The sequence below is a fragment of the Aminobacter sp. AP02 genome (assembly GCF_003148805.1).
In the GTDB taxonomy this organism is placed as follows: Bacteria; Pseudomonadota; Alphaproteobacteria; order Rhizobiales; family Rhizobiaceae; genus Aminobacter.
Genome location: NZ_QGGX01000012.1, coordinates 1 through 25204, shown reverse-complemented (window position 1 = coordinate 25204; position 25204 = coordinate 1). Strand labels below are relative to the sequence as shown.

Below are 25204 nucleotides of genomic sequence, written 5' to 3'. Positions count from 1 at the left end.
TTAACATACTTGCCCCAGCGTCGCCACGTACCGTGCGAAATTTCGTGGTCGCATTTGGACCAAACGACCCGCACAACGAAAAAAGCCGCCCCGAAGGACGGCTTTTTTGATCGATATGCCTGGCTCAGAGCGCAGAAGTGATCTGCAACTCGTCGACGCCGTCGCGTCCGTAGATGTCGTCGCGGAATTGGACGACGCCGTCGCCCGTCGACCAGGCCGAGATGTAGGTGAAGTAGACCGGGACGGGGTTGGTGACGGGAATCGGCGTGTTCTCGCCCGACTTGATCGTCTGTTCGAAATGCTGACGGCTCCAGCCCGGCGTGTCGCGCAGGATCCAGGTGACGAGGTCGCGCACGTTCTGCACACGAACACAGCCCGACGAATCAAAGCGCATCAGCTTGCCGAACAGGCTCTGCTGCGGCGTGTCGTGCATGTACACGCCATCGGGGCTCGGGAAGTTGATCTTGACCGAGGCCATGGCGTTGTTGGCGCCCGGATCCTGGCGGAAGCGGTACTTCGCCGCTTCTTCCGTCGACCAGTCGACGCTCATCGGATCAACTTCGCTGCCATCGGGCGCAAACAGGCGAATCTTGCTGTCGGTCAGATAGTTCGGGTTCTTGCGCATCAGCGGGATGATGTCCTTGCGGACGATCGACACCGGTGCGTTCCAGTATGGATTGACGACGATCTCGTTGATCTTCGAATTGACGATAGGCGACTGGCGATCGACCTTGCCGACGATGGCGGTGTGGCGCAGCACAATGCGGTCGTTTTCGACCGCCTCAACCTGCGCTGCGGGAATGTTGACGTTGACGTAGCGATTGCCAAGCGTACCCGCCTGCGCCTGGATGCGGGCGAGATTGGTCTGGAGTTGGCCGAGGCGAACCTGGGCGGAGATGTTCATCGCAGCGTAGGTGTACTTGCCCATGACGCCGTCGGACGGCAGGCCGTGACGGGCCTGGAAACGATTGAGCGCTGCGTCGACATACGTATCGAAAGACTGGGAAAGGCCAGCGCGCGGCGACAGGTCACCTGAAACCATCAGGCGCTTGCGCAGCACCACGACATCGGGATCTTCATCGCCAAGCTTCAGCTTCTTGTTTGCCGGCACTTCCGGCCAACCGCCCTGGGCTACGATGTTCTGATACTGGCCCATCGCCTGCTGCACGAAGCCGACAGTCTGAGGCGAAAAGATCGGCAGCGTCGAGACGACCTTGTCGCCCTGGCTGACGCGCGCGTCGAACTGGTCGTCCCAGTTGCCACGGCGCGACGAACCCAGCACTTCGCCGATCACGTCTTGAGCGCTGGCGGCGCCGGATATGGCGGCAACGGCGACTGCACCTGCACCGGAGAGAAAGAAACGGCGGCTAGTTTTCATGGACGTTCCAGACATATTCGCGCAACCAACCAGGCAGGAAATTTCCTACCACGATATGACGACCATACTTAACAATTAGCCAACCATAACCCGGCATCAATAACGCGTGAAACGCGACTTCAGCGCACGAGTTGCTGACGGCCGAACGGGCAAATCTGGCACATCACAGTTTTTCGATAGTCATTCGAATATGGCGGCAACATGGCTGGAGCGCCTTCTATTGCATCGCCTGGAGCCAAAAAAGGAAGGGCCGGTGCATTTCTGCAACCGGCCCTGCGACTGGAGGTCGTTCCTTTGGGAAGAGGGAATAGGGCAGTTAGGCTGCAGGGCAGTCAGAAATGGAGCATGGCATAGGCTAACTCGCCGACCAAATGCCCTGCCGCCTAACTGCCTATTCCCCTTGCCTGCTGGATTACATGCGATAGGCGATGGTGTCGTTCCAGAAGCGATCGAGGCGCTGCAGAGCGCGATTCATCTGCTTGAACTCGTCGGTGTTGATGCCGCCGACATGCTCGATAGAGCCGACATGGCGATCGTAGAGGCCAGCCACGACTTCGGCCACGTCCTGGCCCTTGGGCGTCAGGCTGACGCGAACCGAACGACGGTCGATGCGCGAGCGCTGGTGATTGATGAAGCCAAGCTCCACAAGCTTCTTGAGATTGTAGGAGACGTTCGAGCCGAGATAGTAGCCGCGCGAGCGCAATTCGCCGGCGGTGAGTTCCGCATTGCCGATGTTGAACAGCAGCAGCGCCTGGATCGCATTGATGTCGCTGCGGCCGTTGCGGTCGAACTCATCCTTGATAACGTCAAGAAGACGGCGATGAAGTCTTTCGACCAGCTGCAGGGATTCCATGTAAAGCGAACGGATCGCTTCGTTACGGTCCTCAGAAACCATGGCGGGCTTAGCCACCTGACGCGAATTGATCATTGTCTTTGCCTCTCTGTTGTCGCCTGGTGACTTTTTTGTTTGATGTCACCTTGATCGCGAACTTATCGAATACCCATAAAATTCGACTTAAACGTCAGGCTTAACAAGGGCTTACCAGCCACTGGTTTCGAAAGAGGGTTAATGAAAACCCTTCCGAGTAAGAATAATTAACCTTGTATTTTATGGGATGGCCCGCAACGCCCTGAAAGCGTTGGCTACTGGGCGGCGCGGCGTCTTTGGAGGTGCAACGCGATCCGGAAGGCGGCGTAAATCAAGGCCACCGAAACATGAGCAGCGACGATCAGCGGCCGGCTGCCGAACATGTCGGGGAAGCCGGCATACATGATAATTTCGGTAACAGCGCAAATGAACCAGATGACTGGTCCCCACGACGACAGCATCCACAGGCCAATGGCAGCGAACGGGAAAAAGGCCGACAAGGTTACCGCGGCGACCTGCCAGTGAAGGGGCATGAGGTCGAAGCGCCATAGCGCTCCGTCATAAACGCCGATGAGGCGAACCCAATAGAGGATGCCGAACAGCAGGCAATAGACGGCCACCACGCGCAGGAACAAGGCAAACGCATTCTCTATCGCGGAGGGGTGCATCTCGCGCAACCGGCCTGCATTGTCGTTCACAGGGCGAGCTCCCCATCGCCGAGCGTTTCGAAGTAGCGGTCGATTTCGACGGGATCGACATCGGCGAGCCGTGTTGGCTGCCATTGCGGCGTAGAACCCTTGTCAATCAGCGCTGCGCGGATGCCCTCATAGAAGTCGCGGCCGACGAGCATGCGGTTCAGGATGCGGAACTCCATGCGCATGCAATCGTCCATCGACATGGTCAGCCCAGCCCTGATCTGCCTGAAGGTGACGGAGAGGCTGGTTGGCGAACGCGTCAGCATGGTCGCGAGCGTCTTTACGGCAAACTCGCTCTTGTCCGCCTCGAGGCTTTGGATGACATCGCCAAGGGTGGGCTTGGAAAAAAGGAGGGCGATGGCTTCGAGCGCGTCGCGTTCGGTCTCGCGCTTGGCAGGCCTGAAGAAATTGCGCAGCACCGCTTCCGGCTCGCCGGTTTCGCAAAGACGCTCCAGAAGTCCGATCTGCCCGTCCGCCGAAATGGTATGTGTCGCAAGGCCCGACCAAAGTGCGTCGCCATAGCGGATTCGGTTGCCGGTCAGCGCTAGATACATGCCGAAATAGCCACCAAGGTCCGGCAAGAGATGGCTGCCGCCGACGTCTGGAAAGAAGCCGATGCCGACTTCGGGCATGGCGAATTGCGCGTTTTCGGTCAGCACACGATGCGAGCCATGAAACGAGAGGCCAACGCCACCGCCCATGACGATGCCGTCGATGAGCGAGACGTAAGGTTTCGGAAACCGCGCGATCTGCGCGTTGAGACGGTATTCGTCAGCGAAGAAATCGACAGGGGCATTGCCAAAGCGCCCAGCCTCATAGACCTTCAAGATGTCGCCGCCAGCACAAAACGCCCTGCCCTCGGCCTTCAGGACGACGACTGCCACGTCGCGGTCCACCTGCCATGCGGCGAGCGCCCGAGACAGCGCCAGAACCATCTTGTGCGTCAGCGCATTCAACGCCTTGGGCCGGGTCAGCGTGACGATGCCGGCCGCCCCGGACCGCTCAAAGCGGATTTCGTCGTCGCCGCCAAAGTCCATGTCCACTGGAATCCCTCACATTCAGGCTGAGTGTGCAGAGCTAATGTGGAGTGCCGGGGTGCGTCAATGCCGCAGGTCTCATCCGGCATCTTGGTCTTGAGCAAACCGGCATGCTAAAAACCGCACAATTGCGGAGACGACCGATGAACAAGTTCACCTCAGCCAAGCCAGCGAGCGCACGCAGCGTCGACGAAATTACCGGCAGCCGCCGCCTGCGCCGCATGCGCAAGGCCGACTGGTCGCGTCGCCTCGTGCAGGAAAACCACCTGAGCGTCGACGACCTCATCTGGCCGATCTTCATCATCGACGGCGAGAACCGCAGGGAAGACATTCCGGCGATGCCCGGCGTTTTCCGCATGTCCGTCGATCTCGCCGTCAGGGAAGCCGAGCGCGCGGCAAAACTCGGTATCCCTGCGATTGCCACCTTTCCCAATGTCGACATGAGCCTGCGGGATCAGACCGGCGCGCACATCCTCGCCCCAGATAACCTGATCAACCGCACCACGAGCGCCATCAAGGCCGCGGTGCCGGAAATCGGCATCATTACCGACGTCGCGCTCGACCCTTTCACCAGCCATGGCCATGACGGCATCCTGCGCGACGGCATCATCGTCAACGACGAGACGGTTGCCCAGGCGGCAGCGGCAGCAGTGCTGCAGGCCGCCGCGGGCTCCGACATCATTGCACCCTCCGACATGATGGACGGCCGCATCGGCGCCATCCGCGACGCGCTCGACGACAATGGCTTCCAGGACGTGGCGATCATGTCTTATGCGACGAAGTTCGCCTCGGCCTTCTATGGCCCCTATCGCGAGGCAATCGGCACGCAGGGACTGCTCAAGGGCGACAAGAAGACCTACTACATCGATCACGCCAATTCAGACGAGGCGGTGCGCGAGGCCGAGCAGGATCTCGCCGAGGGTGCGGACATGCTGATGGTCAAGCCCGGCTTGCCTTATCTCGACATCATCCACCGGCTGAAAGAAGAGTTCCGGGTGCCGACCTTCGCTTATCAGGTGTCGGGCGAGTATTCGATGATCAAGGCGGCGGGCGCCAATGGCTGGATCGACGGCGACAAGGCGATGCTGGAGAGCCTGCTGGCCTTCAAACGCGCCGGCTGCGATGGCATCCTGACCTATTTCGCGCCCGAAGTGGCCCAGATGCTCAAGGGATGATCCCTCTCGAGCCCCGCACCACGACCTTCATTCTTGAAATCGTGACCCAATTCTCCCATTTGAATTCGTGCGCGGGCAATCTTGCCCGCCTTAGAGGATACAATGACCGCACGCGTTCTGGACGGCGAAATCATCACCAACAGGCTTGAGGATACGCGCGCCTATGACGGTGTGCGCACGCGCCGCATCCTGGCGTTCCTGATCGACTATCTCATCGTCGGTCTGCTGATGATCCCCTTCGCTATCATCATCCTGTTTCTCGGCATCCTGACACTCGGCCTCGGCTGGGCGCTGTTCGGCATCCTGTTTCCGGCAGTCGCCCTGCTCTACATCTGGTCGACGCTCGGCGGGCCGAACCAGGCGACCACCGGCATGCGCATGATGGGCATTCGACTCGACCGCCTCGACGGCAGGCCGGTGGATGGCCTTCTTGCAGTCGTTCATTCGGTACTTTTCTGGGCCGGCAACGTGGTTTTGACGCCGCTGGTGCTGCTGGTCACGTTGTTTTCCGATCGCAAGCGCACGCTGCATGACCTGTTGCTGGGCACTGTGGTCAGCCGCAGCGACAGCTAAAATTGCCGTTCGGCGAGTCAAAACCGGCATTCGTGCCAAAATGTGAAGGCAAAGTATGCACTTGCCTTCACATTCATGTTGAATTTTTCGCAGGCAGCGCCAAGCTAGGGAACATTGATTGGGAGTCTTCCTGACGCTCGATGACGCAGCATCCGACCCATTCTCCGCAATTCTTCCTGACGGCGCCGTCCCCCTGCCCCTATCTTGAGGGCCAGTTCGAGCGGAAGGTCTTCACCCATCTCGTGGGCGACAAGGCGCCGGAGATGAACGACCTGTTGACCCAAGGCGGCTTCCGACGCTCGCAGAACATCGCCTATCGGCCGGCCTGCGAAACCTGCAGGGCCTGCGTGTCGGTCCGCATCCTGGCCCAGGAGTTCAAGGCCACGCGCAACATGCGCAGGGTCATCGAGCGCAACTCGGACCTTGTCGGCGCCATGCACGACGCCGAGCCCTCGACCGAACAATATTCCCTGTTCCGATCCTACCTCGATGCCCGCCACCGCAAGGGCGGCATGTCAGACATGACAGTGCTCGACTACGCCATGATGGTCGAAGACACTCACGTAGACACCAAGGTGATCGAATACCGCCGGCGCGGTCCTGATACCTTCATCACCGGCCAGGGCCAGGGCGAGTTGATGGCAGTGGCGCTGACCGACAAGATGTCGGACGGCCTGTCGATGGTTTATTCCTACTACAATCCGGAAATGGACGAGCGGTCACTTGGCACTTACATGATCCTCGACCACATTGCCCGCGCGCGCGCCATGGGCCTGCCCCACGTCTATCTCGGTTACTGGGTCAACGGTTCGCGCAAAATGAACTATAAGGTGCGCTTCACTCCGCAGGAACATCTCGGCATGAAGGGCTGGGAGCGTTTCGAAAGTAAAATCTGAGCCCGTCCGGCCCGTTTTCCACGCTGCCGTCGACCATCTGGCAGGGAAAATCGTGGCAGACATTCAATCGAACCATTCCAAGGGATTGCTGCTGACTGGCCTTGGCGGGCTGGCGCTGACGGTCGACATTCCATTGATCAAGCTTGCCGATGGCAACACCTGGTCGATCCTGATGATGCGCAGCGGCGTGACATTCATAGCCGCCATCATCATCTGGCTGGTCTGGCGTTCGTTCAGCCGCAACGCGCCGCAACTCATCCCCGGGCGCGCCGGCCTTGTGGTCGCCAGTCTCTACGGTATCGGCTCGATTTCGTTCATCACCGCCGTCTACAACACGTCAACGGCCAACCTTGTGTTCATCCTGGCCTTCAACACCGTGTTCGCGGCAGCGCTGTCGTGGATTTTCCTCCGGGAAAGACCACGGCCGGTGACCATGCTTGCCATGTTGGCGATGGTCGGGGGCGTGCTCATCATCGTCGGCAGTTCCATCGGCACTGGGCATCTGTTCGGCGACCTGATGGCTGTTTGCTCTGCCTTCTGCATCGCCTCGGCCATCACCATTTCGCGCGCCAGCGGCAAGGACATGGGCTTCACCGCTCTTGTCGGCGTTCTGCTACCCTGCCTGGTCGCCGCCTTCATGGTTTCCAAGACAGGCTTCAAGGTCGAAGCGCCCTGGTGGATCATCTTCAACGGAGCCGTGATCATGCCAATCTCGTTTTTCTGCCTCGCCAACGGTCCGAAATACATCTCCGGACCGGAAGTTGCGATGTTCTACCTGCTTGAGACGGTGCTTGCGCCGATCTGGGTATGGATGATCTTTGCCGAGGTGCCGACACGCAACAGCCTCATTGGCGGCGCGATCCTCATCGTCACGCTTGTCGCTCACTCGGCCTGGCAGCTTGGCGAAGGCCGCAGACGAAGGACAAAAGCTGCCGTTCAGCAGGCGGCGCAAGCGGCCAGTTCGGCCTAGCCAGCCTTCGTTTGCTTGGATGGCAGGTCATCCGCGATTGTGCCGACGCTGCGCGTCGTATCGCTTTCCGCAAGCACGTTGGCACCGATCACCGCCGCTTCGTCGTTCAGCTCGACCTCGCGAATCCATTCGCGCCAAATAGCGACCAGCAATGCCATCAGCACCGGGCCGATAAATAGGCCCAGGAAGCCCATCGTCTTGACGCCGCCGATGAGGCCAAAAAAGGTCGGCAGGAACGGCAGCTTGATCGGCCCGCCGACAAGCTTGGGGCGCAACGTCTTGTCGACGATGAAGAGCTCGATCGAACCCCAGGCAAAAAGGGCGACGCCGGCAATCGGCGAGCCGCTGGCAATCAGATAAACCGAGACCAGGCTGAACGACAAAGGCGCGCCACCAGGAATAAGCGCCATGAAGCCGGTCAGCACGCCGAGTGTTACCGGCGACGGCACTCCGGCAAGCCAGTAGGCCACGCCCAGCACCACGCCTTCGCCAATCGCAATCAGCGTCATGCCTGTGACTGTGGCGCTGATGGTCGCCGGGACGACGCGCGAGATGCGCTCCCAGCGCATCGGAAAGATGCGTTCCCCCAAGCTGTCCAGCTGGGCGACAAAGGATTCCCCGTCGCGGTACGTGAAAAACAAGGCGATCAGCATGAACAACAACGTCAGGATGATACCGAAGGCGCTGCCGCCGGCGGCAAGGACGCCGCGATAGATGCTGCCGATATTGGCGCCGCTGACGAGCTGGATCAGTTCGCCGATCGCGCCTGGATGGCCGACGTAGCGGGTCCACTGCTCGTTCACCCACTCACCGACGACTGGCAGGTTCAATATCCATCCCGGCGTTGCCGCGCCATGGCGATTGGTCTCGACGGCCCAGCCGACCCATTCGCGGATCTCGTTGACGGCGTATGTCGCGGCAAAGGAGATTGGAACGACCAGGAAGGCGATAATGAACAGCAACGCCAGCGTTGCGCCAATGGTCCTGTTGCCGTCGACCGCCGTCAGAAGCCGGCGATAGAGCGGCCAGCTGGCAAAGGCGATGACCAGCGCTGCCAGCACCGGCACCAAAAAGCCATGGAAGAAATAGATGCCCGCCGCGACGATCAGCACCAGCAGCCAGCGTGCAGCCGAAAGCGGCGGCAGCAGTGCCGCACGCATGGGCTGGGATGGGCCGAAAAGCCTCGGCTCACGCTCCGGTTTGCGGGGATTGGTCACGTTCAAAGGCCTAGATCTCCTCGGCCCTGCAATGGACCCGTGTTAACGCCCGGCGCTGGTTGGGCAGCCGATGGGGAGATCATAGAGGCTTACGAGGTGCCGCGCACGAAAACTTTGCCGCTCCGCATCTCGCTCGACGCTTCATTTCGCCCTAGCCAAAACGCCCCGTGCGCGGGAACCCCTTGGGAACCATCCGGCCCGCGGTGGCACGAGCGCCGATCCATTCGAGCAGTTCCTCGCGAGACCTCGTGAAGGTGCGCTCCGCCGAATCCAGCCAACTGAGCCCACTCTCCATGGTGAAGGTCTTCATGTCGAGCACGCCGCCGTCCTTGTATTTCTGAAGCCTGACACCTTTGCCGCGCGTCATCTCAGGGATCTGCTCAAGCGGGAAGACCAACATCTTGCGGTTCTCGCCAACGATGGCAAGGTGATCGCCCGTGAGCGGGATGCAGCGCTTGGCTTCGTCAGGCGCTTTTACATTCATCACCTGCTTGCCCTTGCGGGTGTTGGCGACGACCTCTCCTTCGCTAACGACGAAACCATTGCCCTCGTGACTGACGAGCAACAGCTTGCGCTTGGGCTCGTGGACGAAGGCTGTGACGATGTCCTGATCGTTGTCCATGTCGACGATGATGCGGATCGGCTCGCCATGGCCGCGGCCGCCCGGCAAGCGGTCGGCGCCGATGGTGTAGAACTTGCCGCCGGTGGTGAAGACTAGAATCTTGTCGGTCGTCTGGGCATGGAATGCCAGCTTGAGGCTGTCGCCCTCCTTGAAGGTGAGCTGAGAATAGTCCGCCAGATGGCCCTTCATCGCCCGTAGCCAGCCCTTTTCCGAGACGACAACCGTCACCGGCTCCTTCTCGATCATGGCATGCGCGATATCGGTCAGGTCGTGGTCGGGTGCTTCGGCAAAAACGGTGCGGCGGCGGCCAAGCTCTGTGTCGGGGCCGTAGTGCCTGCGAACCTCGCTGACTTCCCACTTTATTGTCGCCCACTGCTTGGCGTCGGACGCCAGCAACGCTTCGATCTGGTTCTTCTCCGTGCTCAAGGCATCGAATTCCTTGCGGATTTCGAACTCTTCGAGCTTGCGCAGCGCCCTCAGGCGCATGTTGAGGATGGCTTCGGCCTGATTGTCGGTCAGGTCCCACCGCGCCATAATCGTACGCTTGGGTTCATCCTCCTCGCGGATGATGCGGATCACCTCGTCGATGTTGAGGTAAGCGATCAGATAGCCGCCAAGGATTTCGAGGCGCTTTTCGATCTCGCCGAGACGGAACTTCGAGCGGCGGACCAGCACCTCGCGCCGATGGTCCAGCCATTCGCGCAGCACGCCCTTGAGCGACAGCACGTTCGGCACCTTGCCACGCGACAGAACGTTCATGTTGAGCGGAAAACGGCTTTCGAGCTCGGTGAGCTTGTATAGCGATTCCATCAACAGGCCCGGATCGACGGTGCGGCTCTTGGGCACCAGCACGACGCGGATGTCTTCGGCACTCTCGTCGCGTATATCTTCGAGCAGCGGCAGCTTACGGGCGATCAACAGCTCGGCGATCTTCTCGATCAGCCGCGACTTCTGCACGCCATAGGGAATTTCCGTGACGACCAAGTTCCAGGTGCCCCTGCCCTGGTCTTCCTGCTGCCACATGGCGCGCATGCGGAAGCCGCCACGGCCTGTCTCGTAGGCGTTGACGATGGATACCCAATCGTCGTCGATACTGCCACCCGTAGGCAGATCAGGACCGCGGACCTTGCAGCCGAGGCGCAGTTCGGGATCGTCCTTGATACGTTCCCACTCACCCGGCGACGTCATCAGGTCCGTAACGGAAGCGTCCGGATTGTCGATGAGATAGAGGGCCGCACTGCAGAGCTCGGCCGCGTTGTGCGGCGGAATGGACGTCGCCATGCCGACGGCGATGCCTGAAGAACCATTGGCGAGCAGGTTGGGGAATGCCCCCGGCAGGACGACGGGTTCCTCGTCTTCCTCGTTGTAGGTCGGCCGGTAGTCGACAGCGTCTTCCGTGATGCCTTCGAGCAGCGAGACCGACACTTCGGTCATGCGCGCTTCGGTGTAGCGCATGGCCGCGGCACTATCGCCGTCGATATTGCCGAAGTTGCCTTGCCCATCGACGAGCGGATAGCGGACAGAAAAGTCCTGCGCCAAGCGCACCAGCGCGTCGTAGATCGACTGGTCGCCGTGCGGGTGGAACTTACCCATGACCTCGCCGACGATGCGCGCGCATTTGGCAAAACCCTGGTCCGGATTGAGCCTGAGCAGCCGCATGGCGTGCATGATGCGGCGATGGACCGGCTTCAGTCCGTCGCGTACGTCGGGCAGTGCCCGGTGCATGATCGTCGACAGCGCATAGGCCAGATAGCGCTCTTCGAGCGCCTTCTTCAGATCGACCGGTTCAATGTTGTCGCCGCTACCGTTTCCGGGCGGCAAAAGCGCTTTTCCCATGGGTTTTGACTAGCGGAACGCCTGATTCGCGACAAGGGCATTTGGCGAATGCAAGAGTGTCGCGGTGCCGCATGCGAACAAATTTGGTTTCAAGCCGACGACGTGGAAGCGGAGAACCAGCCCTTCACCATTCTTGCGTGTGCTGCGCGCAAGCGATTGCCTTTTCGCGCGAATTGCGGCCAATGTGGCAACAATGCCTTTATCCAGTCCAGTTCCTGACGGACAGGATAGGCGTGAACGAATCCTCACAGTCTCAGGGAACCATGATGACGCAATACCGCTCTGCATTCAGCAAGCTCGCTCTATCGACAGTCCTCTTCACGCTTCCGCTCAATGCAGCACTGGCTCAGGACGCCACCGCGGTCGCCGAGCGACTCAAGACGGTCCTGGCTGCGCAGAACATGACGCTCGGCTGGACCAGCGTAACGGGAGACGCTTCCAACGCCGTACTCGAAGGGGCGAGCATTGCGGTGGTCGGCGAAGGCAAGCCGTTTTCGATCGGCAAGGTCACCCTCAGCGGCATCACCGAAGAGAACCGTGGCTACAAGATCGAGACCGTCTCCACCGAGCCCTACAGCTTCAGCGAAGGCACGGCTAAGATCGAAGTCAGCCCGCTGACGCTCGGCAATGTAACACTGCCGGCCACCGACTCGACCGATCTGCTCGCGTCGTTCTTGATGTACGAAACCGCAAACCTAGACAATGTCAGCGTCAAGATCGGCGACAAGCAAGCCTTCCAGATGACGAACTTCCAGGCTGAGGTGACGCCGCCCGTCGATGGAAAAGCCATGGAATTCACCGGTTCGGCCGAGAAATTCACCGCAGATCTCAGCCTTGTCGAAGATCCGCAGTCCAAGGCAGCCATCGATGCGCTCGGCTACCAGAACATCAGCGGCAACTTCCAGATGGAGGGTAGCTGGCAGCCGACCGACGGCCGCATGGCGCTGACGAGCTACGACGTCACCGTCGACAACGCCGGCACGCTCGGCATGACCTTCGACCTGGGCGGCTACACGCTCGATTTCCTCAAGTCGGTGCAGGAACTGCAAAAGAAGATGGCCGCGCAGCCGGAAGGCAGCGACGACTCGGCTCAGGGCCTCGCCATGCTCGGCCTGATGCAGCAGTTGACCTTCAACGGCGCGACCGTTCGTTTCGACGACGATTCGGTGACCAACAAGGTTCTGGAGTATCTGGCCAAGCAGCAGAACATGACCGCCAAGGACATTGCCAACCAGGCCAAGGCGATCGTGCCGTTCCTGATGATGGAGCTCAACAATCCGGAGCTGGCGACCCAGGTGACGTCGGCGGTCACGGCTTATCTCGACAACCCGAAGTCGATCGAGATCGCCGCCAAGCCCGCCTCCCCGGTTCCGTTCGCACTTTTGGCCGCAAGCGGCATGTCGAACCCAAAGGACCTGCCCAAGACGCTCGGCCTGACGGTTACCGCCAACCAGGATTGATCCTGGTTGCTACGCCCCTAAATGAAAAAAGCCCGGCAGCGATGCCGGGCTTTTTTGTGAGTCGAAAGAGTCGCTTGTGCGAACTTCCTAAGCTTCTTTCTTAGCTACCGCGATGCGCAGCGAAAGCTCGCGCAGCTGCTGCGGGGTGGCCTCGGCGGGCGCGTTCATCAACAGGTCCTGGGCCTGCTGGTTCATCGGGAACAGCGTCACTTCGCGCAGGTTCTTTGCACCGACAAGCAACATGATCACGCGGTCGACACCCGCGGCCATGCCACCATGCGGCGGCGCGCCATACTGGAAGGCGCGATAGAGACCTCCGAACTGCTCTTCGACTTCTTCACGCGACTTGCCGGTCAGTTCGAAAGCCTTGACCATCAGTTCGGGCAGCTGGTTGCGGATCGAGCCGGAAGCGATCTCGAAGCCGTTGCAGACCATGTCGTACTGATAAGCCTTGATGGTCAGCGGATCCTGATTGTTCAGCGCTTCGAGACCGCCCTGCGGCATCGAGAACGGGTTGTGGGCGAAATCGATCTTCTTTTCTTCTTCCAGCCATTCGTAGAACGGGAAGTCGATGATCCAGCACAACTCGAAACGATCGCGGTCGACGAGGTTCAGTTCCTCGCCGGCGCGGGTGCGGGCAGCACCGGCGAACGAGACGAACTTCTTTGGATCGCCGGCGACGAAGAACGCCGCGTCACCATCCGACAGGCCGAGCTGCTGACGGATCGCCTCGGTGCGCTCCTCGCCAATGTTCTTGGCGATGGGACCAGCGCCTTCGAGCTTGTCGCCTTCCTTGCGCCAGAAGATGTAGCCGAGGCCCGGCTGGCCCTCGCCCTGTGCCCAGGAGTTCATGCGGTCGCAGAACGCACGCGAACCGCCGGTCCTGGCCGGGATGGCCCAGACCTCGACCTTCGGGTTCGAGGCGATCATGCCCGCGAACACCTTGAAGCCCGAGCCGTCAAAGTGCGTGGTGACTTCCTGGATCTCGATCGGGTTGCGCAGGTCCGGCTTGTCGGTGCCATAGGTGCGCAGCGCCGTATCGTAAGGAATGCGGCGGAACTGCTGGGTGACCGGCTTGCCATCGGCAAACTGTTCGAACACGCCACGCATCACCGGCTCCATCGTGTTCCAGACGTCTTCCTGGGTCACGAAGCTCATTTCGAGGTCGAGCTGGTAGAATTCGCCCGGCAGGCGATCGGCGCGCGGGTCTTCGTCACGGAAGCACGGCGCGATCTGGAAGTAGCGGTCAAAGCCAGCGACCATCAGAAGCTGCTTGTACTGCTGCGGCGCCTGCGGCAGCGCGAAGAACTTGCCCGGATGGATGCGGCTGGGCACCAGGAAGTCACGCGCGCCTTCCGGCGACGACGCAGTCAGGATCGGCGTCGAATATTCGGTGAAGCCTTCGTCGGTCATGCGCTTGCGCATTTCGGCGATGATCTTGGTGCGGGCGACGATGTTTTTGTGCAGCGTTTCCCGGCGAAGATCGAGGAAGCGGTACTTCAGGCGAATGTCTTCGGGATATTCAGGCTCGCCGAAAACCGGCAGCGGCAGCTCCTTGGCGGCCGACAGGACTTCGATTTCCTTGGCAAAGACTTCGATCTCGCCGGTCGGGAGGTTGCCGTTGACGGCCTCCGCCATGCGCGCCTTGACCTCGCCGTCGACGCGGATGACCCACTCGCCGCGCACGGTCTCTGCGACCTTGAAGGCAGGCGAATCGGGATCGGCGACGATCTGGGTCAGGCCGTAGTGATCGCGCATGTCGATGAACAGCAGGCCCCCGTGATCTCGCACGCGGTGCACCCAGCCGGACAAGCGAACGGCTGAACCGACGTCGGATTTCCTCAATTGAGCGCAGGTGTGGCTGCGGTAACGGTGCATGGCAAATGTTCCGGTTTGGGCTGTTGTCACGTGACGCCGGGGCGACAGCTGCACCCAGGCCGAAATTTGGCGCGAAAAGCGCATGCGTGCCCGGTTTTGTCAAGGTTGCGCCACCGGCAAGCAGGCAATCGACTTATGCACAGAGCCTTTTTTCAGCCAGACGCTGCAATGTCCTGGCAGGAAATCCTCGATGCGCCCGAACTCCTCATATCGCAGGCGGTTGGGGAAGTCCGGTGCCTGGCTGGAAGCTGAGCGAATCGTGGCAGACACCAGCATAACCATGCTCGCAGGCTGCTTGCTCGGCCATTTTCAGCAGCCATGAATATTCCGGTGCACTTTGAGACCCGCCGATGCATGTCCATCGTCGCTCCAGAGGCAATACGTTGGCGCAGCCGACGGATTATGTCGCGCCAGTGGCTGTCTGGCATTGACCGATGAGCATAACTATAGCCAAGTCACGTTTTATCGCGTTGTCGAATGTCCTCCATCCGCCCCCTCATCCCACTCCTGATCACCGCCGGCATCCTGTTGGGCGGCAACGGCCTGCAAAGCACCTTGATTGCGCTGCGCGGCGCGCAGGAGGGCTTTACGGCGTCGACCATCGGTTTGATGGGCACATTCTACTTCATCGGCTTTTTGCTCGGCTGCCTGTTCATCACTCGCATCATGAAGGCTGTCGGCCATGTCAGGGCATTCGCGGCACTCGCCGCCATCGCGGCGTCGGCTACCCTGACGCTGGTGCTGGTCATCGATCCGGTGATGTGGTCGGTCATACGCTTTGCCACCGGCTTCTGCTTTGCCGGGCTGTTTACGGTCATGGAAAGCTGGCTCAATTCGGGCGTTTCCAACCATGACCGCGCCAGGGTGCTTGCCATCTACCGCATCATCGACATCGGTTCGGTCACCGGTGCGCAATTCATGATACCGGTCTTCGGCGCGGGTGGCTTCACCATCTTCGCTATCATGTCGATCATGATCACACTGTCGCTCGTGCCGGTATCGCTCGGCGATCGGTCCAATCCGACACCGCCAGAAGACGTCAAGCTCGACCTCAAGCGTGCCTGGCTGATCTCGCCGCTCGGCAGCATCGGCTGCATCTTCGTCGGCATCACCAACAGCGCTTTTCGAACCCTGAGCCCGATCTATGCCGAGCAAATCGGATTGTCGGTCACCGATGTCGTCACCTTCGTCAGCGTCGGCATCATTGGCGGCGCCTTGATCCAGTATCCGCTCGGCTACATGTCCGACCTGTGGGATCGCCGCATGGTGCTGCTGGTCACCACGTTTGGCGCGATGGCTTCGGCGCTGATGCTGGTCTTTTTGGCCGGCAATTCACCGCTGGCCAATTTTGTGCTCATCTTCATCTTCGGCTCGTTTGCCATGCCGCTTTATTCGCTGTCGGCGGCGCATGCCAATGACCGGGCCGAAAAGGGCGAGTTCGTCCTGGTGAATGCCGCATTGATGCTGTTCTACTCGGTCGGAGCCATTGCCGGCCCGTTCGTGGCCTCGATCGTCATGGAGCAGTTTGGTCCGCACGCGCTGTTCAGCTTCAGCGCTGCGGTCTATGTCGTGTTCGTGGCTGTCATCGTCTACCGCATGGGATCGCGCTCACCGGTGCCTGCCGGCCATCGCGGCCGCTTCATCGCGTTGCTGAGAACTTCACCTATCTTCGCGCGCCTTGCCCGCAGAAACGGGCCAACCAACAGTTCGGACGCCGGCTAGACTTTCCGTGCTGGCGCTACAGGTCCTTGACGAAAGGTCGCCTGACTGAAATGGAAAGATAACGCGTTCTGACAAAAGCAATATTATGCATGTAATAACGACCCAGGACGAACTCGAAACCGTCATTGCCGCTCTCGAAAAATCCAACTTCGTCACGGTAGACACCGAGTTCATTCGCGAAACCACTTTCTGGCCGGAACTCTGCCTCATCCAGATGGCAGCGCCCGGCGTATCAGCGCTGATTGACCCACTCGCGCCCGGCCTTGATCTCAAGCCGTTCTTTTCGCTGATGGCCAATGAGGCCGTGACCAAGGTCTTTCACGCCGCCCGGCAAGACATCGAAATCGTCTTTCACCTTGGCGGCCTGATCCCCCATCCGGTGTTCGACACCCAGGTCGCGGCGATGGTCTGCGGTTTCGGCGACAGCGTCTCTTACGAACAGATCGTCCAGAAGATCACCGGCGGACGCATCGACAAGTCGTCGCGATTCACCGACTGGCGCCATCGGCCGCTGTCGGAAAAGCAGCTCGATTACGCGCTCGCCGACGTGACCCACCTGGTCGAAGTCTATCAGCATCTCGTCGCCGAGCTTGAGCGCGAAGGCCGCGCACACTGGCTCAACGAAGAGATGGAGGTGCTGACCTCTCGCGAAACCTACGATCCGCATCCCGAAGACGCCTGGAAGCGGCTGAAGATGCGCCTGCGCAAGCCACAGGAACTGGCCATAGTCCAGGCGGTCGCTGCCTGGCGAGAGCGCGAAGCGCGGGAACGCAATGTGCCGCGCGGGCGCGTGCTGAAGGACGATGCCATCTACGAGATAGCGCAGCAGGCACCGCGCGATGCCACCGCACTGTCACGACTGCGCACCACGCCCAAGGGCTGGGAGCGGTCGTCATCGGCCACGGCACTGCTGGCCGTCGTCACCGCGGCACTCGACATGCCGCGCGAGCAGATGCCCAGGCTGCCCAAGACGTTCCAGCCGCCGGAAGGCTCAAGCGCTGCGGCCGAGCTGCTCAAGGTGCTGTTACGCCTGGTTTCGGAGAAGGAAGGCGTAGCCCCCAAAGTGCTCGCCTCGGGCGACGACATCGACCGTATCGCCGCCGAAGGCGAGGCCGCCGACGTCCCGGCCCTTCAAGGCTGGCGCCGCTCGGTATTCGGCGAGACCGCACTCAAGCTGGTTCGCGGCGAAATCGCCCTCCGCTTCGACAAACGCAAAATCGCAGTGTTCGAAATCAAGGCCTGAACTGGCGCGGCTCGTTCGCCGCGCCACCGACTGCGTCTAGGCCTGGATCGACTTACCGCCTTCGTTGTGCCGCCAGCACGAACGCCCCCAGTGCCACGACTGGCACAACAAGCAAGGCGAACTTGGCGACGATCAGTCCGGAGGCAAGAGCCATTGACCTGCTGCCGGCCGAGGGCGGATCCGAAAGCATGCGCGCGACAACGATGTTCTGAGCATAATCGGCAATCGTGTATGGCAACACCAAAACGAGCGCCGTGACCGAGCGCATGGTGTGGCTCAGAGCTGCAAAGCGCGGCAGCTGCTCGCCGGCTTTCAGGATCAGACTGGCGAGCGTCAGTGACAGCAGTGCGGGGAACACCAAATCGAAGGTCAGGTAGTGCCAGACAAGAATGGCCTCGGCACCCCGACGTCCGAGCGCGGCGATCCAGGCGAAACCTTCGGTCTCGGAAAAGCCCAGAAACCGCAGGTCAAGCGATGTCAAACCGCCGCTCAGCCTGCGGAAATAAAGAAACTCCATTGCGATCATGGCGATGAACATCACCGCCGTGGCAAAACTCAGAGCCGCCGCGTGACGCCGCAGCCTTACGGTCATTCGCCTCATACCCCGCCGGGGTAATTCGGGCTTTCGCGGGTGATGGTCACGTCGTGGGCGTGGCTCTCGCGCAGGCCAGCATTGGAAATGCGCACGAAGGTGGCACGCTCGCGGAAATCGGCAAGATCGCGCCCGCCGACATAACCCATCGCAGCCTTGAGGCCGCCCGCCAGCTGATGCAGCACGCCGGCCACGGGACCCTTGTAAGGCACCTGCCCCTCGATGCCCTCAGGCACCAGCTTGAGCGTGTCGCGAACCTCGGCCTGGAAGTAGCGGTCGGCCGAGCCGCGCGCCATCGCGCCCACGGAGCCCATGCCGCGATAGGCCTTGAACGAGCGGCCCTGGTGCAGATAGACCTCGCCCGGGCTTTCCTCAGTGCCGGCGAGCAACGAGCCGATCATGGCCGCGCCAGCGCCTGCGGCCAGCGCCTTGGCCAGATCGCCCGAATACTTGATGCCGCCGTCGGCAATCACGGTTACGCCCGCCTTCTGAGCAGCCTCGACGGCAGACATGATAGCCGACAGCTGCGGCACGCCGACACCGGCGACGATGCGCGTGGTGCAGATCGAGCCCGGCCCGATGCCGACCTTGACGGCGTCGGCACCAGCATCGATGAGCGCCTGGGCGCCGTCGGCGGTGGCGACGTTGCCGGCCATGATGCGTACGGAATTGGAGATCTTCTTGGCGCGGGCGACAGCGTCGAGCACGCGCTGCGAATGGCCATGCGCGGTGTCGATGACGAGCAGGTCGACGCCCGCATCGATCAGGCGCTCGGCACGCTCGAAGCCGTCATCGCCAACGCTGGTGGCGGCCGCCGCCCGCAGGCGTCCCTGACCGTCCTTGGACGCATTCGGGTTGAGCTGAGACTTCTCCATGTCCTTGACGGTGATAAGGCCGACGCAATTGCCGTTCTTGTCGACGACGAGCAGCTTTTCGATGCGGTGCTGGTGCAAGAGCCGCTTGGCCTCGTCCTGCTCGACCGTCTCCTTGACGGTGATCAGGTTTTCGCGGGTCATCAACTCGTAGACTTTCTGCGCCGGGTCAGAGGCAAAGCGCACGTCGCGGTTGGTCAGGATACCGACGAGACGCCCGGTCTTTTGTCCACCGGTACCGCCGTTTTCGACGACCGGGATACCCGAAATGCCATGCGCCCGCATCAGCGCACGAGCATCGGCCAGGGTTGCGTCAGGACCGATGGTAACCGGGTTGACCACCATGCCCGATTCGAACTTCTTGACCTGGCGGACCTGCTCGGCCTGTTCAGCCGGGGTGAAGTTGCGATGGATAACGCCAATGCCGCCAGCCTGGGACATGGCGATGGCAAGCCGCGCTTCCGTGACGGTGTCCATTGCCGCCGAAATGATCGGAATGTTGAGGTCGATATCGCCGGCAATGCGGGTGCGGATGTCGGTCTCGCCAGGCATGACCTCGGAATGACCGGGCTGCAGCAGCACGTCGTCAAAGGTCAACGCCAGAGCGCCGGTGGAGGATTCGATGATTTTTGCCATGGCCAACCTCGGAATGCATGAAAGGGCGCTGGAACCATTGGTATGCAGCGCCGACTCGTCTTTTCCCTTTCAGGATTGGCGGTGGCTGGTAACACGTCTTCGCCCCGATGAAAAGCACGTGATGAAGGCCAATCGCCGCAGTTCGCGCCGGAACGCCCTGCCGAGACCTTGCGTTATGCAGGCGAGGTCAGTAGCTCGACTGACTGGCCTTCAGAAGCGGCAGGTCCTGGCAGCGGACAGGCTGGCATATCCATGCTAACCCAGCAAGACGGCTGAGCGAGCGGCCGCTGTGATAGATTTGATGCCGGACGCTTTCGTTGAATAGAACCACGCCGCTGATCCTTGCCGTCGCCTTGTTCATGGAAAACATGGACTCGACCGTCATTGCCACATCATTGCCGGCGATCGCGACCGACATAGGCACGAGCCCGATAGCGCTCAAGCTCGCATTGACGGCCTATCTGGTTTCGCTCGCCATCTTCATTCCGATCAGCTCGTGGATGGCCGACCGCTTCGGCGCCAAACTGGTGTTCCGCGTGGCGATCGGCGTATTCATGCTCGGCTCCATTGCCTGTGCCATGTCGGGTTCACTCGGCGAATTCGTGCTCGCCCGCTTCCTCCAGGGCATGGGCGGTTCGATGATGACGCCGGTGGCACGTCTGGTTCTGGTGCGCACGACGGAAAAGAGCGGACTGGTCGCCGCCATGGCGACACTGACCATCCCCGCACTTGTCGGCCCACTGATCGGGCCGCCGGTCGGCGGCTTCATCACCACCTTCTTCACCTGGCACTGGATCTTCCTGATCAACATTCCGATCGGCGTCATCGGCATCTGGCTGTCGGGGATTTTCCTGCCCGAGATACCACCCGAGGCGACACGGCCCATCGACGTGCCCGGCTTCTTCTTGTCGGCGATCGCGGCATCGGGCGTGGTCTTCGGCCTGTCGGTGGTCAGCCTGCCGGCATTGCCGCCGAGCGTCGGTGCCGTCGCCATCGCCATCGGCGTGGTCTCGGGCTTGCTTTATGTCCGCCATGCCCGCACCGCTCCCTACCTGCTGCTGGACCTCAGGCTCTTCGCCAACCCGGTTTTCCGCACCGCCATCGTTGGCGGCTCGCTGTTTCGCGTCGGCGTCGGCGCGGCACCGTTCCTCCTGCCTCTGCTGTTTCAGCTCGGCTTCGGCCTTTCACCGTTCCAGTCGGGCATGATCACCTTCGCCACCGCAGCGGGCGCGTTGTCGATGAAGTTCGTCGCGCCCAAGATCCTGAAGACGGTCGGCTTTCGCACAGTGCTGATGATCGCATCGGTGGTGTCAGCGGGCTTGATGGCCGCCAACGCGCTGTTCACGCCGCAGACGCCCTATCTGGTGATCCTTTCGGTGCTGTTTTTGGCAGGCTTCCTGCGCTCGTTGTTCTTCACCTCGTCGAACGCCCTGGTCTTCAGCGACATAGAAGCTGCCCAGAGCGGCCAGGCCACGGCCATCTCGGCGGTGGCGCAACAGACATCGGTTGCGCTGGGCGTGGCAATGGGCGGTGGCGCGCTTGAAATCTGGTCGCTGACTACCGGTCAACCGATCGGTGGCGCGGGCTTCACCTTCGCCTTCCTGACGGTGGCCGCCATTTCGCTGCTGCCAGCGTTCATGTATGCGCGCATGGCTCCGGACGCCGGCAAGGCCATCTCCGGACACCGCCTGCCGCGGAACACGGCAGACGAGCCGCAGCAGCTATGAGGCTTCTGGCTCGGACCTGCCCTTGAAGTCCTTGGCAAGCAGGTAAAGCTCGGCCGATTCGTCGCGGGACGCCGGCGGCTTGACGTGATGAACCGTACGGAAATTCTGCTTGAGCAGCGTCAACAGCTCGGCTTCGGTCCCACCTTGAAACGTCTTGGCCAGAAAGTGGCCGCCTGGCTTCAGCACCGAAATGGCGAAATCGGCGGCAACCTCGCACAGGTGCATGGTACGGATATGGTCGGTACGGCGATGCCCGGTCGTCGGCGCGGCCATGTCGGACAGTACGAGGTCAGGGGCGCCGCCAAGCGCTTCCGACAGTCGTGCCGGGGCGTCGTTGTCGAGGAAATCCATCAGCAGCACGGGCGCGCCGGGCACAGCGTCCATCTCGAGATAATCGATGCCTACGACATGCGGATTTTCAGCCGTCGAGTTGGTGCGGGCCGCCGCCACCTGGCACCAGCCACCAGGGGCCGCACCCAGATCGATGATCTTCATGCCGGACTTGAGCAGATGATGCTTGTCGTCGATCTCGATCAGCTTGTAGGCCGCGCGCGAGCGATAGCCATCGGCCTTGGAGCGCTGGACATAAGGGTCGTTCATGTGGCGTTCGAGCCACCGGCGCGACGATTCCTTGAGCCCGTGCTTCTTCTTGATCTTGGTGCGGAGCACACGGGTCGCGCCCGCACCTACCGCTGGTTTTGGTTTCTTGGTCATGTGCGCTGTCCGTTCCGCCAGTTGCGGCGCCACACGCCGTCGTCGGCCATCAATTCGCTCAAAATGCCTTCGCGCAAGCCCCGATCGGCAACGCGCAGCCGCTCCGACGGCCAAACCGCGCGAATGGCCTCCAAAATGGCGCAGCCGGCCAAAACGAGGTCGGCCCGGTCGGCGCCGATGCAAGGGTTTGCCACGCGCTGGTGAAAGTCCCAGCCGAGCACCTTTTCGACCATCTGGTCGACGCTTGTGCCGTCCATCCACAATCCGTCGACGCGACGGCGATCGTAGCGGTCGAGTTCGAGGTGGACGCCAGCAAGCGTGGTCACCGTGCCCGACGTTCCCAGCAAATGGAATTTCGGGCTCGACACGATATGGCTGAGCCGGTCGCGTCCGTCAAACGAGCGCAGGCGGCCAGCGACGTCCTCGACCATCGCGGCAAAGATCTCGCGCGTGACGGTGCGGCCGCCGAAACGTTCGGCGAGCGAGACCACCCCCACCGGAAGCGAGGTCCAGGAGACGATGTGATTCGCCAGCCGCGGCGAACGATGACGCGACACATCGATCAGCGCGATCTCCGATGAGCCGCCGCCAATGTCGAACAGCACTACCCCGTCGGTATCGCGCTCAACCAGCGAGCCGCAGCCGGATACGGCAAGCCGTGCTTCGGTCTGGCGGTCGATGATCTCAAGCTTCAGCCCCGCCTCGCGCTCGACGCGATCGATGAACTCCGCGCCATTTGCAGCCGTACGGCAGGCTTCGGTCGCTATCAGCCGGGCCTTCTTGATCTTGCGATTGCGCAACTTGTCGCTGCAGACCTTGAGCGCTTCGACCGCCCGGTCCATCGCCGGCTGGCTCAACCGCCCCGAGGCCGACAGCCCCTCGCCCAACCTCACGATACGCGAAAAGGCATCGATCACCCGGAACTGGCCGGGTCTTCCGGGCACGGCGACGAGCAACCGGCAATTGTTGGTGCCGAGATCCAGCGCGGCAAATACCGGCAACTCCGAAGTCGGCAGACGGCGCGGTTGCTCGACCTGCTCCTGCCTTGCAGCAGGGCTTGGCATGGCCGGCGCGACGCTCGGCCGGGTCAGCGCCTGCGGGCTGGTCAGATCAGCCTGCGCGCCGCCGGCCTGAGCACCATCGCGCGCAAAAACCTTGCGTCCGCGTCGGCGCTTGCGCCTCTTCCTGGTCTTTCCATTATGTTGCGCAGCGTCCCCATTGCCGTGACCGTTTACCGGTCGCGCGGCGGCCTTGCGGCCTTTCTGAGATCGGCCCGCGCCGTGAGGCGCCGAAACATTCCCAGGGACACCCGCATCCGACGCACCAGCGTCGGGTTCGCGGTCCTTCACCTTGCAACTTCCTTCTCGCGCCGCGCGAACCTTTTCGGACGCTGCAGGCGCATGTCATCTTGTGTTGCCGGCAGAGTATCAGCGCGCGGGCGGATCACCAAGGCCCGCGCGGGCGGAAATTTAAGTCGCCTCAATTCACGTCGCGCCGACCCTGCAGCCGAAATCCGTGCTTCGGGTTGAAGTGCCGGCGTCGATGGGGCAAAGCTGAAAGACGAACCGGACATGCGAGCGGACGCATATCCAACGCGAGGCATCGAAACGCCAGACCGAAAGGAACTGCCTAGCGCTACGCATGAGAATCAAAGACTTTATCTGGCCCGTCATCGGGCTTGGCGCCGTCGCCGTTTCTGCCTGGCTGCTTTACCACGAGTGGCGCGAAATCTCCCTCGACGATGTCTGGAGCGGCCTCACAGCCATCCCCTTGCATGGATGGCTGCTTTCGGCCCTCAGTTCCATCGTCGCCTATGCCGCCCTTGCCGGCTATGACCACATAGCGCTTCTGCATCTGGGCAAACGCGTATCGTGGTTCTTCGTCACCGTCTGCTCCTTCACCACCTACGCGCTGTCGCACAACATCGGTGGTTCGGTGTTTTCGGGCGCTGTCATCCGCTATCGCGCCTATGCCACCAAGGGCCTCAGCGGCCAGGAAGTCGGGATACTGGTCGGCATATGCTGGTTCACCTTCGTGCTGTCGAGCGTTTTCGTCGGCGCCGTAGTGATTCTGCTCGAACCGCGCCTGCTCGACCGCTACACCGAAGGCAATTACGAAGGATGGTGGATCGCACTCGGCATCGCCATGCTGGCGTTTGTCGGCGCTTATGTATTTGGCAGCTGGCTGCATCTGAAGCCGCTCGCCATCCGCAGCTTCCGCCTGCACTATCCTGCACTGCCAATCGTGGCGCGCCAGCTGATCATCGGCCCGCTGGAGATTCTCGCGGCCGCCGCGATCATCTATTTCGCCCTGCCGAGCGAGCACAATCCGGGCTACATCATCGTGCTTGGCATCTTCCTTTTTTCCTTTGCCGTGGCGCAGGCCTCGCATGCGCCAGGCGGGCTCGGCGTGCTCGAGGTCGTCTTTCTCACCGGCCTTTCGGAAATGGATCCTGCAGCAGTTCTGGCCGCCCTTTTGGTTTTCCGGCTTTTCTACCTCATCATCCCTCTTGTCCTCGGCGTCATCGCGGTGCTTGCCTTCGAGCATTCGCAGTTCGGACGCAACGATAAGCAAGGCGAAGTGTGAAAACCGAAAATTGCCGCGTCGAACGGGGTTGACTATTTCCCGGCGGTGGCTACAAGGCGCGCACCGGCGGCGTTGTCGAGACAGCGTCGCGGCCGAAGCGAAAAGTCGGCCTGCTGGGGAATAGGTTAACGGTAGACCCACGGACTCTGACTCCGTTAGTCCTGGTTCGAATCCAGGTTCCCCAGCCAGCACTCTTTTTATTAATAGAATCAGACACTTAGAAAACATTAGCGAACGCTAAGTGTTACAGCTCTGTGGTTGCCCCACATGGACCTTCACGGGTTTCACTCAACCACCTTCCACTGATATTTACCGGCGCAACTTAGCTTCTCGTATTGACCGGGAACGCCGTTCCGCACGAATCTGCCCCACGCGGTCCCGTAAGGCCATTGACCTGTGCTCTGACCCCCGAAAACTGGACCGTTCAGAATTGGAGTTTTCCGCTGTAGTTTCCCGGTTGGGAGAGGAGCGGAGAGCGATGAAGGCATCGAAGTTTTCGGACGTACA

The 25204-nt window shown here is 61.2% G+C and carries 21 protein-coding genes and 1 tRNA gene; 10 read left to right on the top strand and 12 right to left on the bottom strand.

Annotated features, from left to right (window positions below; translation table 11 throughout):
- Positions 1-124: 124 nt before the first annotated feature.
- The 4 genes from C8K44_RS16255 to C8K44_RS16240 form a co-directional block, all read right to left on the bottom strand.
- Positions 125-1378, bottom strand: coding sequence for a L,D-transpeptidase family protein (locus C8K44_RS16255; RefSeq protein WP_109576856.1), 1254 nt, complete (start codon positions 1376-1378; stop codon positions 125-127).
- 412 nt (positions 1379-1790) lie between these two features.
- The gene (locus C8K44_RS16250; protein ID WP_109576855.1) at positions 1791-2306 is read right to left on the bottom strand and encodes a MarR family winged helix-turn-helix transcriptional regulator; all 516 of its coding nucleotides are present in this window, start codon (positions 2304-2306) and stop codon (positions 1791-1793) included.
- A 215-nt stretch (positions 2307-2521) separates the two neighbouring features.
- Entirely contained in the window at positions 2522-2914 is a 393-nt protein-coding gene (locus C8K44_RS16245; protein ID WP_109576992.1) for a DUF6163 family protein, read from the bottom strand.
- A gap of 26 nt (positions 2915-2940) precedes the next feature.
- The gene (locus tag C8K44_RS16240) at positions 2941-3978 is read right to left on the bottom strand and encodes an enoyl-CoA hydratase/isomerase family protein (protein WP_109576854.1); all 1038 of its coding nucleotides are present in this window, start codon (positions 3976-3978) and stop codon (positions 2941-2943) included.
- A gap of 143 nt (positions 3979-4121) precedes the next feature.
- On the opposite strand from C8K44_RS16240, the gene hemB reads away from it, so the two are divergent.
- From hemB to C8K44_RS16220, 4 genes are all read left to right on the top strand, one after another.
- Positions 4122-5153 carry a porphobilinogen synthase gene (hemB, locus tag C8K44_RS16235; protein WP_109576853.1) on the top strand — a complete coding sequence of 344 codons (1032 nt, stop codon included), beginning with the start codon at positions 4122-4124 and terminating at the stop codon, positions 5151-5153.
- Positions 5154-5255: 102 nt separating this feature from the next.
- Entirely contained in the window at positions 5256-5726 is a 471-nt protein-coding gene (locus C8K44_RS16230; RefSeq protein WP_109576852.1) for an RDD family protein, read from the top strand.
- A 140-nt stretch (positions 5727-5866) separates the two neighbouring features.
- Positions 5867-6622: an arginyltransferase gene (locus C8K44_RS16225; RefSeq protein WP_109576851.1), complete on the top strand. Its 756-nt coding sequence runs from the start codon at positions 5867-5869 to the stop codon at positions 6620-6622.
- Between the two features lie 61 nt (positions 6623-6683).
- Positions 6684-7592, top strand: a complete 909-nt coding sequence (locus tag C8K44_RS16220) for a DMT family transporter (protein WP_109576991.1) — start codon at positions 6684-6686, stop codon at positions 7590-7592.
- Here C8K44_RS16220 and C8K44_RS16215 read toward each other — a convergent pair.
- The gene (locus C8K44_RS16215; protein WP_245417511.1) at positions 7589-8815 is read right to left on the bottom strand and encodes an AI-2E family transporter; all 1227 of its coding nucleotides are present in this window, start codon (positions 8813-8815) and stop codon (positions 7589-7591) included. The two genes, C8K44_RS16220 and C8K44_RS16215, sit on opposite strands and share 4 nt — an antisense overlap.
- Positions 8816-8960: 145 nt before the next feature.
- Entirely contained in the window at positions 8961-11267 is a 2307-nt protein-coding gene (parC, locus tag C8K44_RS16210; RefSeq protein WP_109576849.1) for a DNA topoisomerase IV subunit A, read from the bottom strand.
- Positions 11268-11533: 266 nt separating this feature from the next.
- Here parC and C8K44_RS16205 point away from each other — a divergent pair, with 266 nt between their 5' ends.
- Positions 11534-12727: a hypothetical protein gene (locus tag C8K44_RS16205; RefSeq protein WP_199227122.1), complete on the top strand. Its 1194-nt coding sequence runs from the start codon at positions 11534-11536 to the stop codon at positions 12725-12727.
- Between the two features lie 87 nt (positions 12728-12814).
- Here C8K44_RS16205 and aspS read toward each other — a convergent pair whose 3' ends face one another.
- The gene (gene aspS / locus C8K44_RS16200) at positions 12815-14605 is read right to left on the bottom strand and encodes an aspartate--tRNA ligase (protein ID WP_109576990.1); all 1791 of its coding nucleotides are present in this window, start codon (positions 14603-14605) and stop codon (positions 12815-12817) included.
- Positions 14606-14704: 99 nt separating this feature from the next.
- Positions 14705-14887, bottom strand: coding sequence for a hypothetical protein (locus C8K44_RS27315; protein WP_146203948.1), 183 nt, complete (start codon positions 14885-14887; stop codon positions 14705-14707).
- A gap of 195 nt (positions 14888-15082) precedes the next feature.
- Between C8K44_RS27315 and C8K44_RS16195 the strand changes: the two genes are divergently transcribed.
- On the top strand, positions 15083-16327 hold the full coding sequence (locus C8K44_RS16195) for an MFS transporter (RefSeq protein WP_109576847.1): 1245 nt from the start codon (positions 15083-15085) through the stop codon (positions 16325-16327).
- Positions 16328-16412: 85 nt separating this feature from the next.
- Positions 16413-17570 (top strand): ribonuclease D, encoded by a 1158-nt coding sequence (gene rnd, locus C8K44_RS16190; RefSeq protein ID WP_109576846.1) that lies wholly within the window; start codon positions 16413-16415, stop codon positions 17568-17570.
- Between the two features lie 52 nt (positions 17571-17622).
- Here the strand turns inward: rnd and C8K44_RS16185 are convergent, their stop codons facing one another.
- Both C8K44_RS16185 and guaB read right to left on the bottom strand, forming a co-directional pair.
- Complete coding sequence (locus C8K44_RS16185; protein WP_199227113.1) at positions 17623-18162, bottom strand: hypothetical protein; 540 nt, start codon at positions 18160-18162, stop codon at positions 17623-17625.
- A gap of 5 nt (positions 18163-18167) precedes the next feature.
- Positions 18168-19670: an IMP dehydrogenase gene (gene guaB / locus C8K44_RS16180; protein ID WP_109576844.1), complete on the bottom strand. Its 1503-nt coding sequence runs from the start codon at positions 19668-19670 to the stop codon at positions 18168-18170.
- 317 nt (positions 19671-19987) lie between these two features.
- On the opposite strand from guaB, the gene C8K44_RS16175 reads away from it, so the two are divergent.
- Positions 19988-21397: an MFS transporter gene (locus C8K44_RS16175; RefSeq protein ID WP_109576843.1), complete on the top strand. Its 1410-nt coding sequence runs from the start codon at positions 19988-19990 to the stop codon at positions 21395-21397.
- Here the strand turns inward: C8K44_RS16175 and C8K44_RS16170 are convergent.
- Positions 21392-22111 carry an RlmE family RNA methyltransferase gene (locus C8K44_RS16170; protein ID WP_109576989.1) on the bottom strand — a complete coding sequence of 240 codons (720 nt, stop codon included), beginning with the start codon at positions 22109-22111 and terminating at the stop codon, positions 21392-21394. The two genes, C8K44_RS16175 and C8K44_RS16170, sit on opposite strands and share 6 nt — an antisense overlap.
- A complete protein-coding gene (locus C8K44_RS16165; RefSeq protein WP_109576842.1) occupies positions 22108-23460 on the bottom strand; it encodes a Ppx/GppA phosphatase family protein in 1353 nt (450 codons plus the stop codon). The genes C8K44_RS16170 and C8K44_RS16165 overlap by 4 nt, the downstream gene beginning before the upstream one ends.
- Before the next feature lie 292 nt (positions 23461-23752).
- On the opposite strand from C8K44_RS16165, the gene C8K44_RS16160 reads away from it, so the two are divergent.
- Both C8K44_RS16160 and C8K44_RS16155 read left to right on the top strand, forming a co-directional pair.
- Complete coding sequence (locus tag C8K44_RS16160) at positions 23753-24697, top strand: YbhN family protein (RefSeq protein WP_109576841.1); 945 nt, start codon at positions 23753-23755, stop codon at positions 24695-24697.
- A 114-nt stretch (positions 24698-24811) separates the two neighbouring features.
- A tRNA-Gln gene (locus C8K44_RS16155) sits at positions 24812-24885 on the top strand.
- Positions 24886-25204 lie beyond the last annotated feature (319 nt).

Coding starts and splice junctions, on each gene's coding strand:
- hemB (WP_109576853.1), top strand. CDS start 4,122: ATGAACAAGTTCACCTCAGCCAAGCCAGCGAGCGCACGCAGCGTCGAC.
- rnd (WP_109576846.1), top strand. CDS start 16,413: ATGCATGTAATAACGACCCAGGACGAACTCGAAACCGTCATTGCCGCT.
- C8K44_RS27315 (WP_146203948.1), bottom strand. CDS start 14,887: ATGGTTATGCTGGTGTCTGCCACGATTCGCTCAGCTTCCAGCCAGGCA.
- C8K44_RS16170 (WP_109576989.1), bottom strand. CDS start 22,111: ATGACCAAGAAACCAAAACCAGCGGTAGGTGCGGGCGCGACCCGTGTG.
- C8K44_RS16225 (WP_109576851.1), top strand. CDS start 5,867: ATGACGCAGCATCCGACCCATTCTCCGCAATTCTTCCTGACGGCGCCG.
- C8K44_RS16250 (WP_109576855.1), bottom strand. CDS start 2,306: ATGATCAATTCGCGTCAGGTGGCTAAGCCCGCCATGGTTTCTGAGGAC.
- C8K44_RS16255 (WP_109576856.1), bottom strand. CDS start 1,378: ATGAAAACTAGCCGCCGTTTCTTTCTCTCCGGTGCAGGTGCAGTCGCC.
- C8K44_RS16205 (WP_199227122.1), top strand. CDS start 11,534: ATGACGCAATACCGCTCTGCATTCAGCAAGCTCGCTCTATCGACAGTC.
- C8K44_RS16185 (WP_199227113.1), bottom strand. CDS start 18,162: ATGACCGTAAGGCTGCGGCGTCACGCGGCGGCTCTGAGTTTTGCCACG.
- aspS (WP_109576990.1), bottom strand. CDS start 14,605: ATGCACCGTTACCGCAGCCACACCTGCGCTCAATTGAGGAAATCCGAC.
- C8K44_RS16195 (WP_109576847.1), top strand. CDS start 15,083: ATGTCCTCCATCCGCCCCCTCATCCCACTCCTGATCACCGCCGGCATC.
- guaB (WP_109576844.1), bottom strand. CDS start 19,670: ATGGCAAAAATCATCGAATCCTCCACCGGCGCTCTGGCGTTGACCTTT.
- parC (WP_109576849.1), bottom strand. CDS start 11,267: ATGGGAAAAGCGCTTTTGCCGCCCGGAAACGGTAGCGGCGACAACATT.
- C8K44_RS16160 (WP_109576841.1), top strand. CDS start 23,753: ATGAGAATCAAAGACTTTATCTGGCCCGTCATCGGGCTTGGCGCCGTC.
- C8K44_RS16240 (WP_109576854.1), bottom strand. CDS start 3,978: ATGGACTTTGGCGGCGACGACGAAATCCGCTTTGAGCGGTCCGGGGCG.
- C8K44_RS16245 (WP_109576992.1), bottom strand. CDS start 2,914: ATGCACCCCTCCGCGATAGAGAATGCGTTTGCCTTGTTCCTGCGCGTG.
- C8K44_RS16230 (WP_109576852.1), top strand. CDS start 5,256: ATGACCGCACGCGTTCTGGACGGCGAAATCATCACCAACAGGCTTGAG.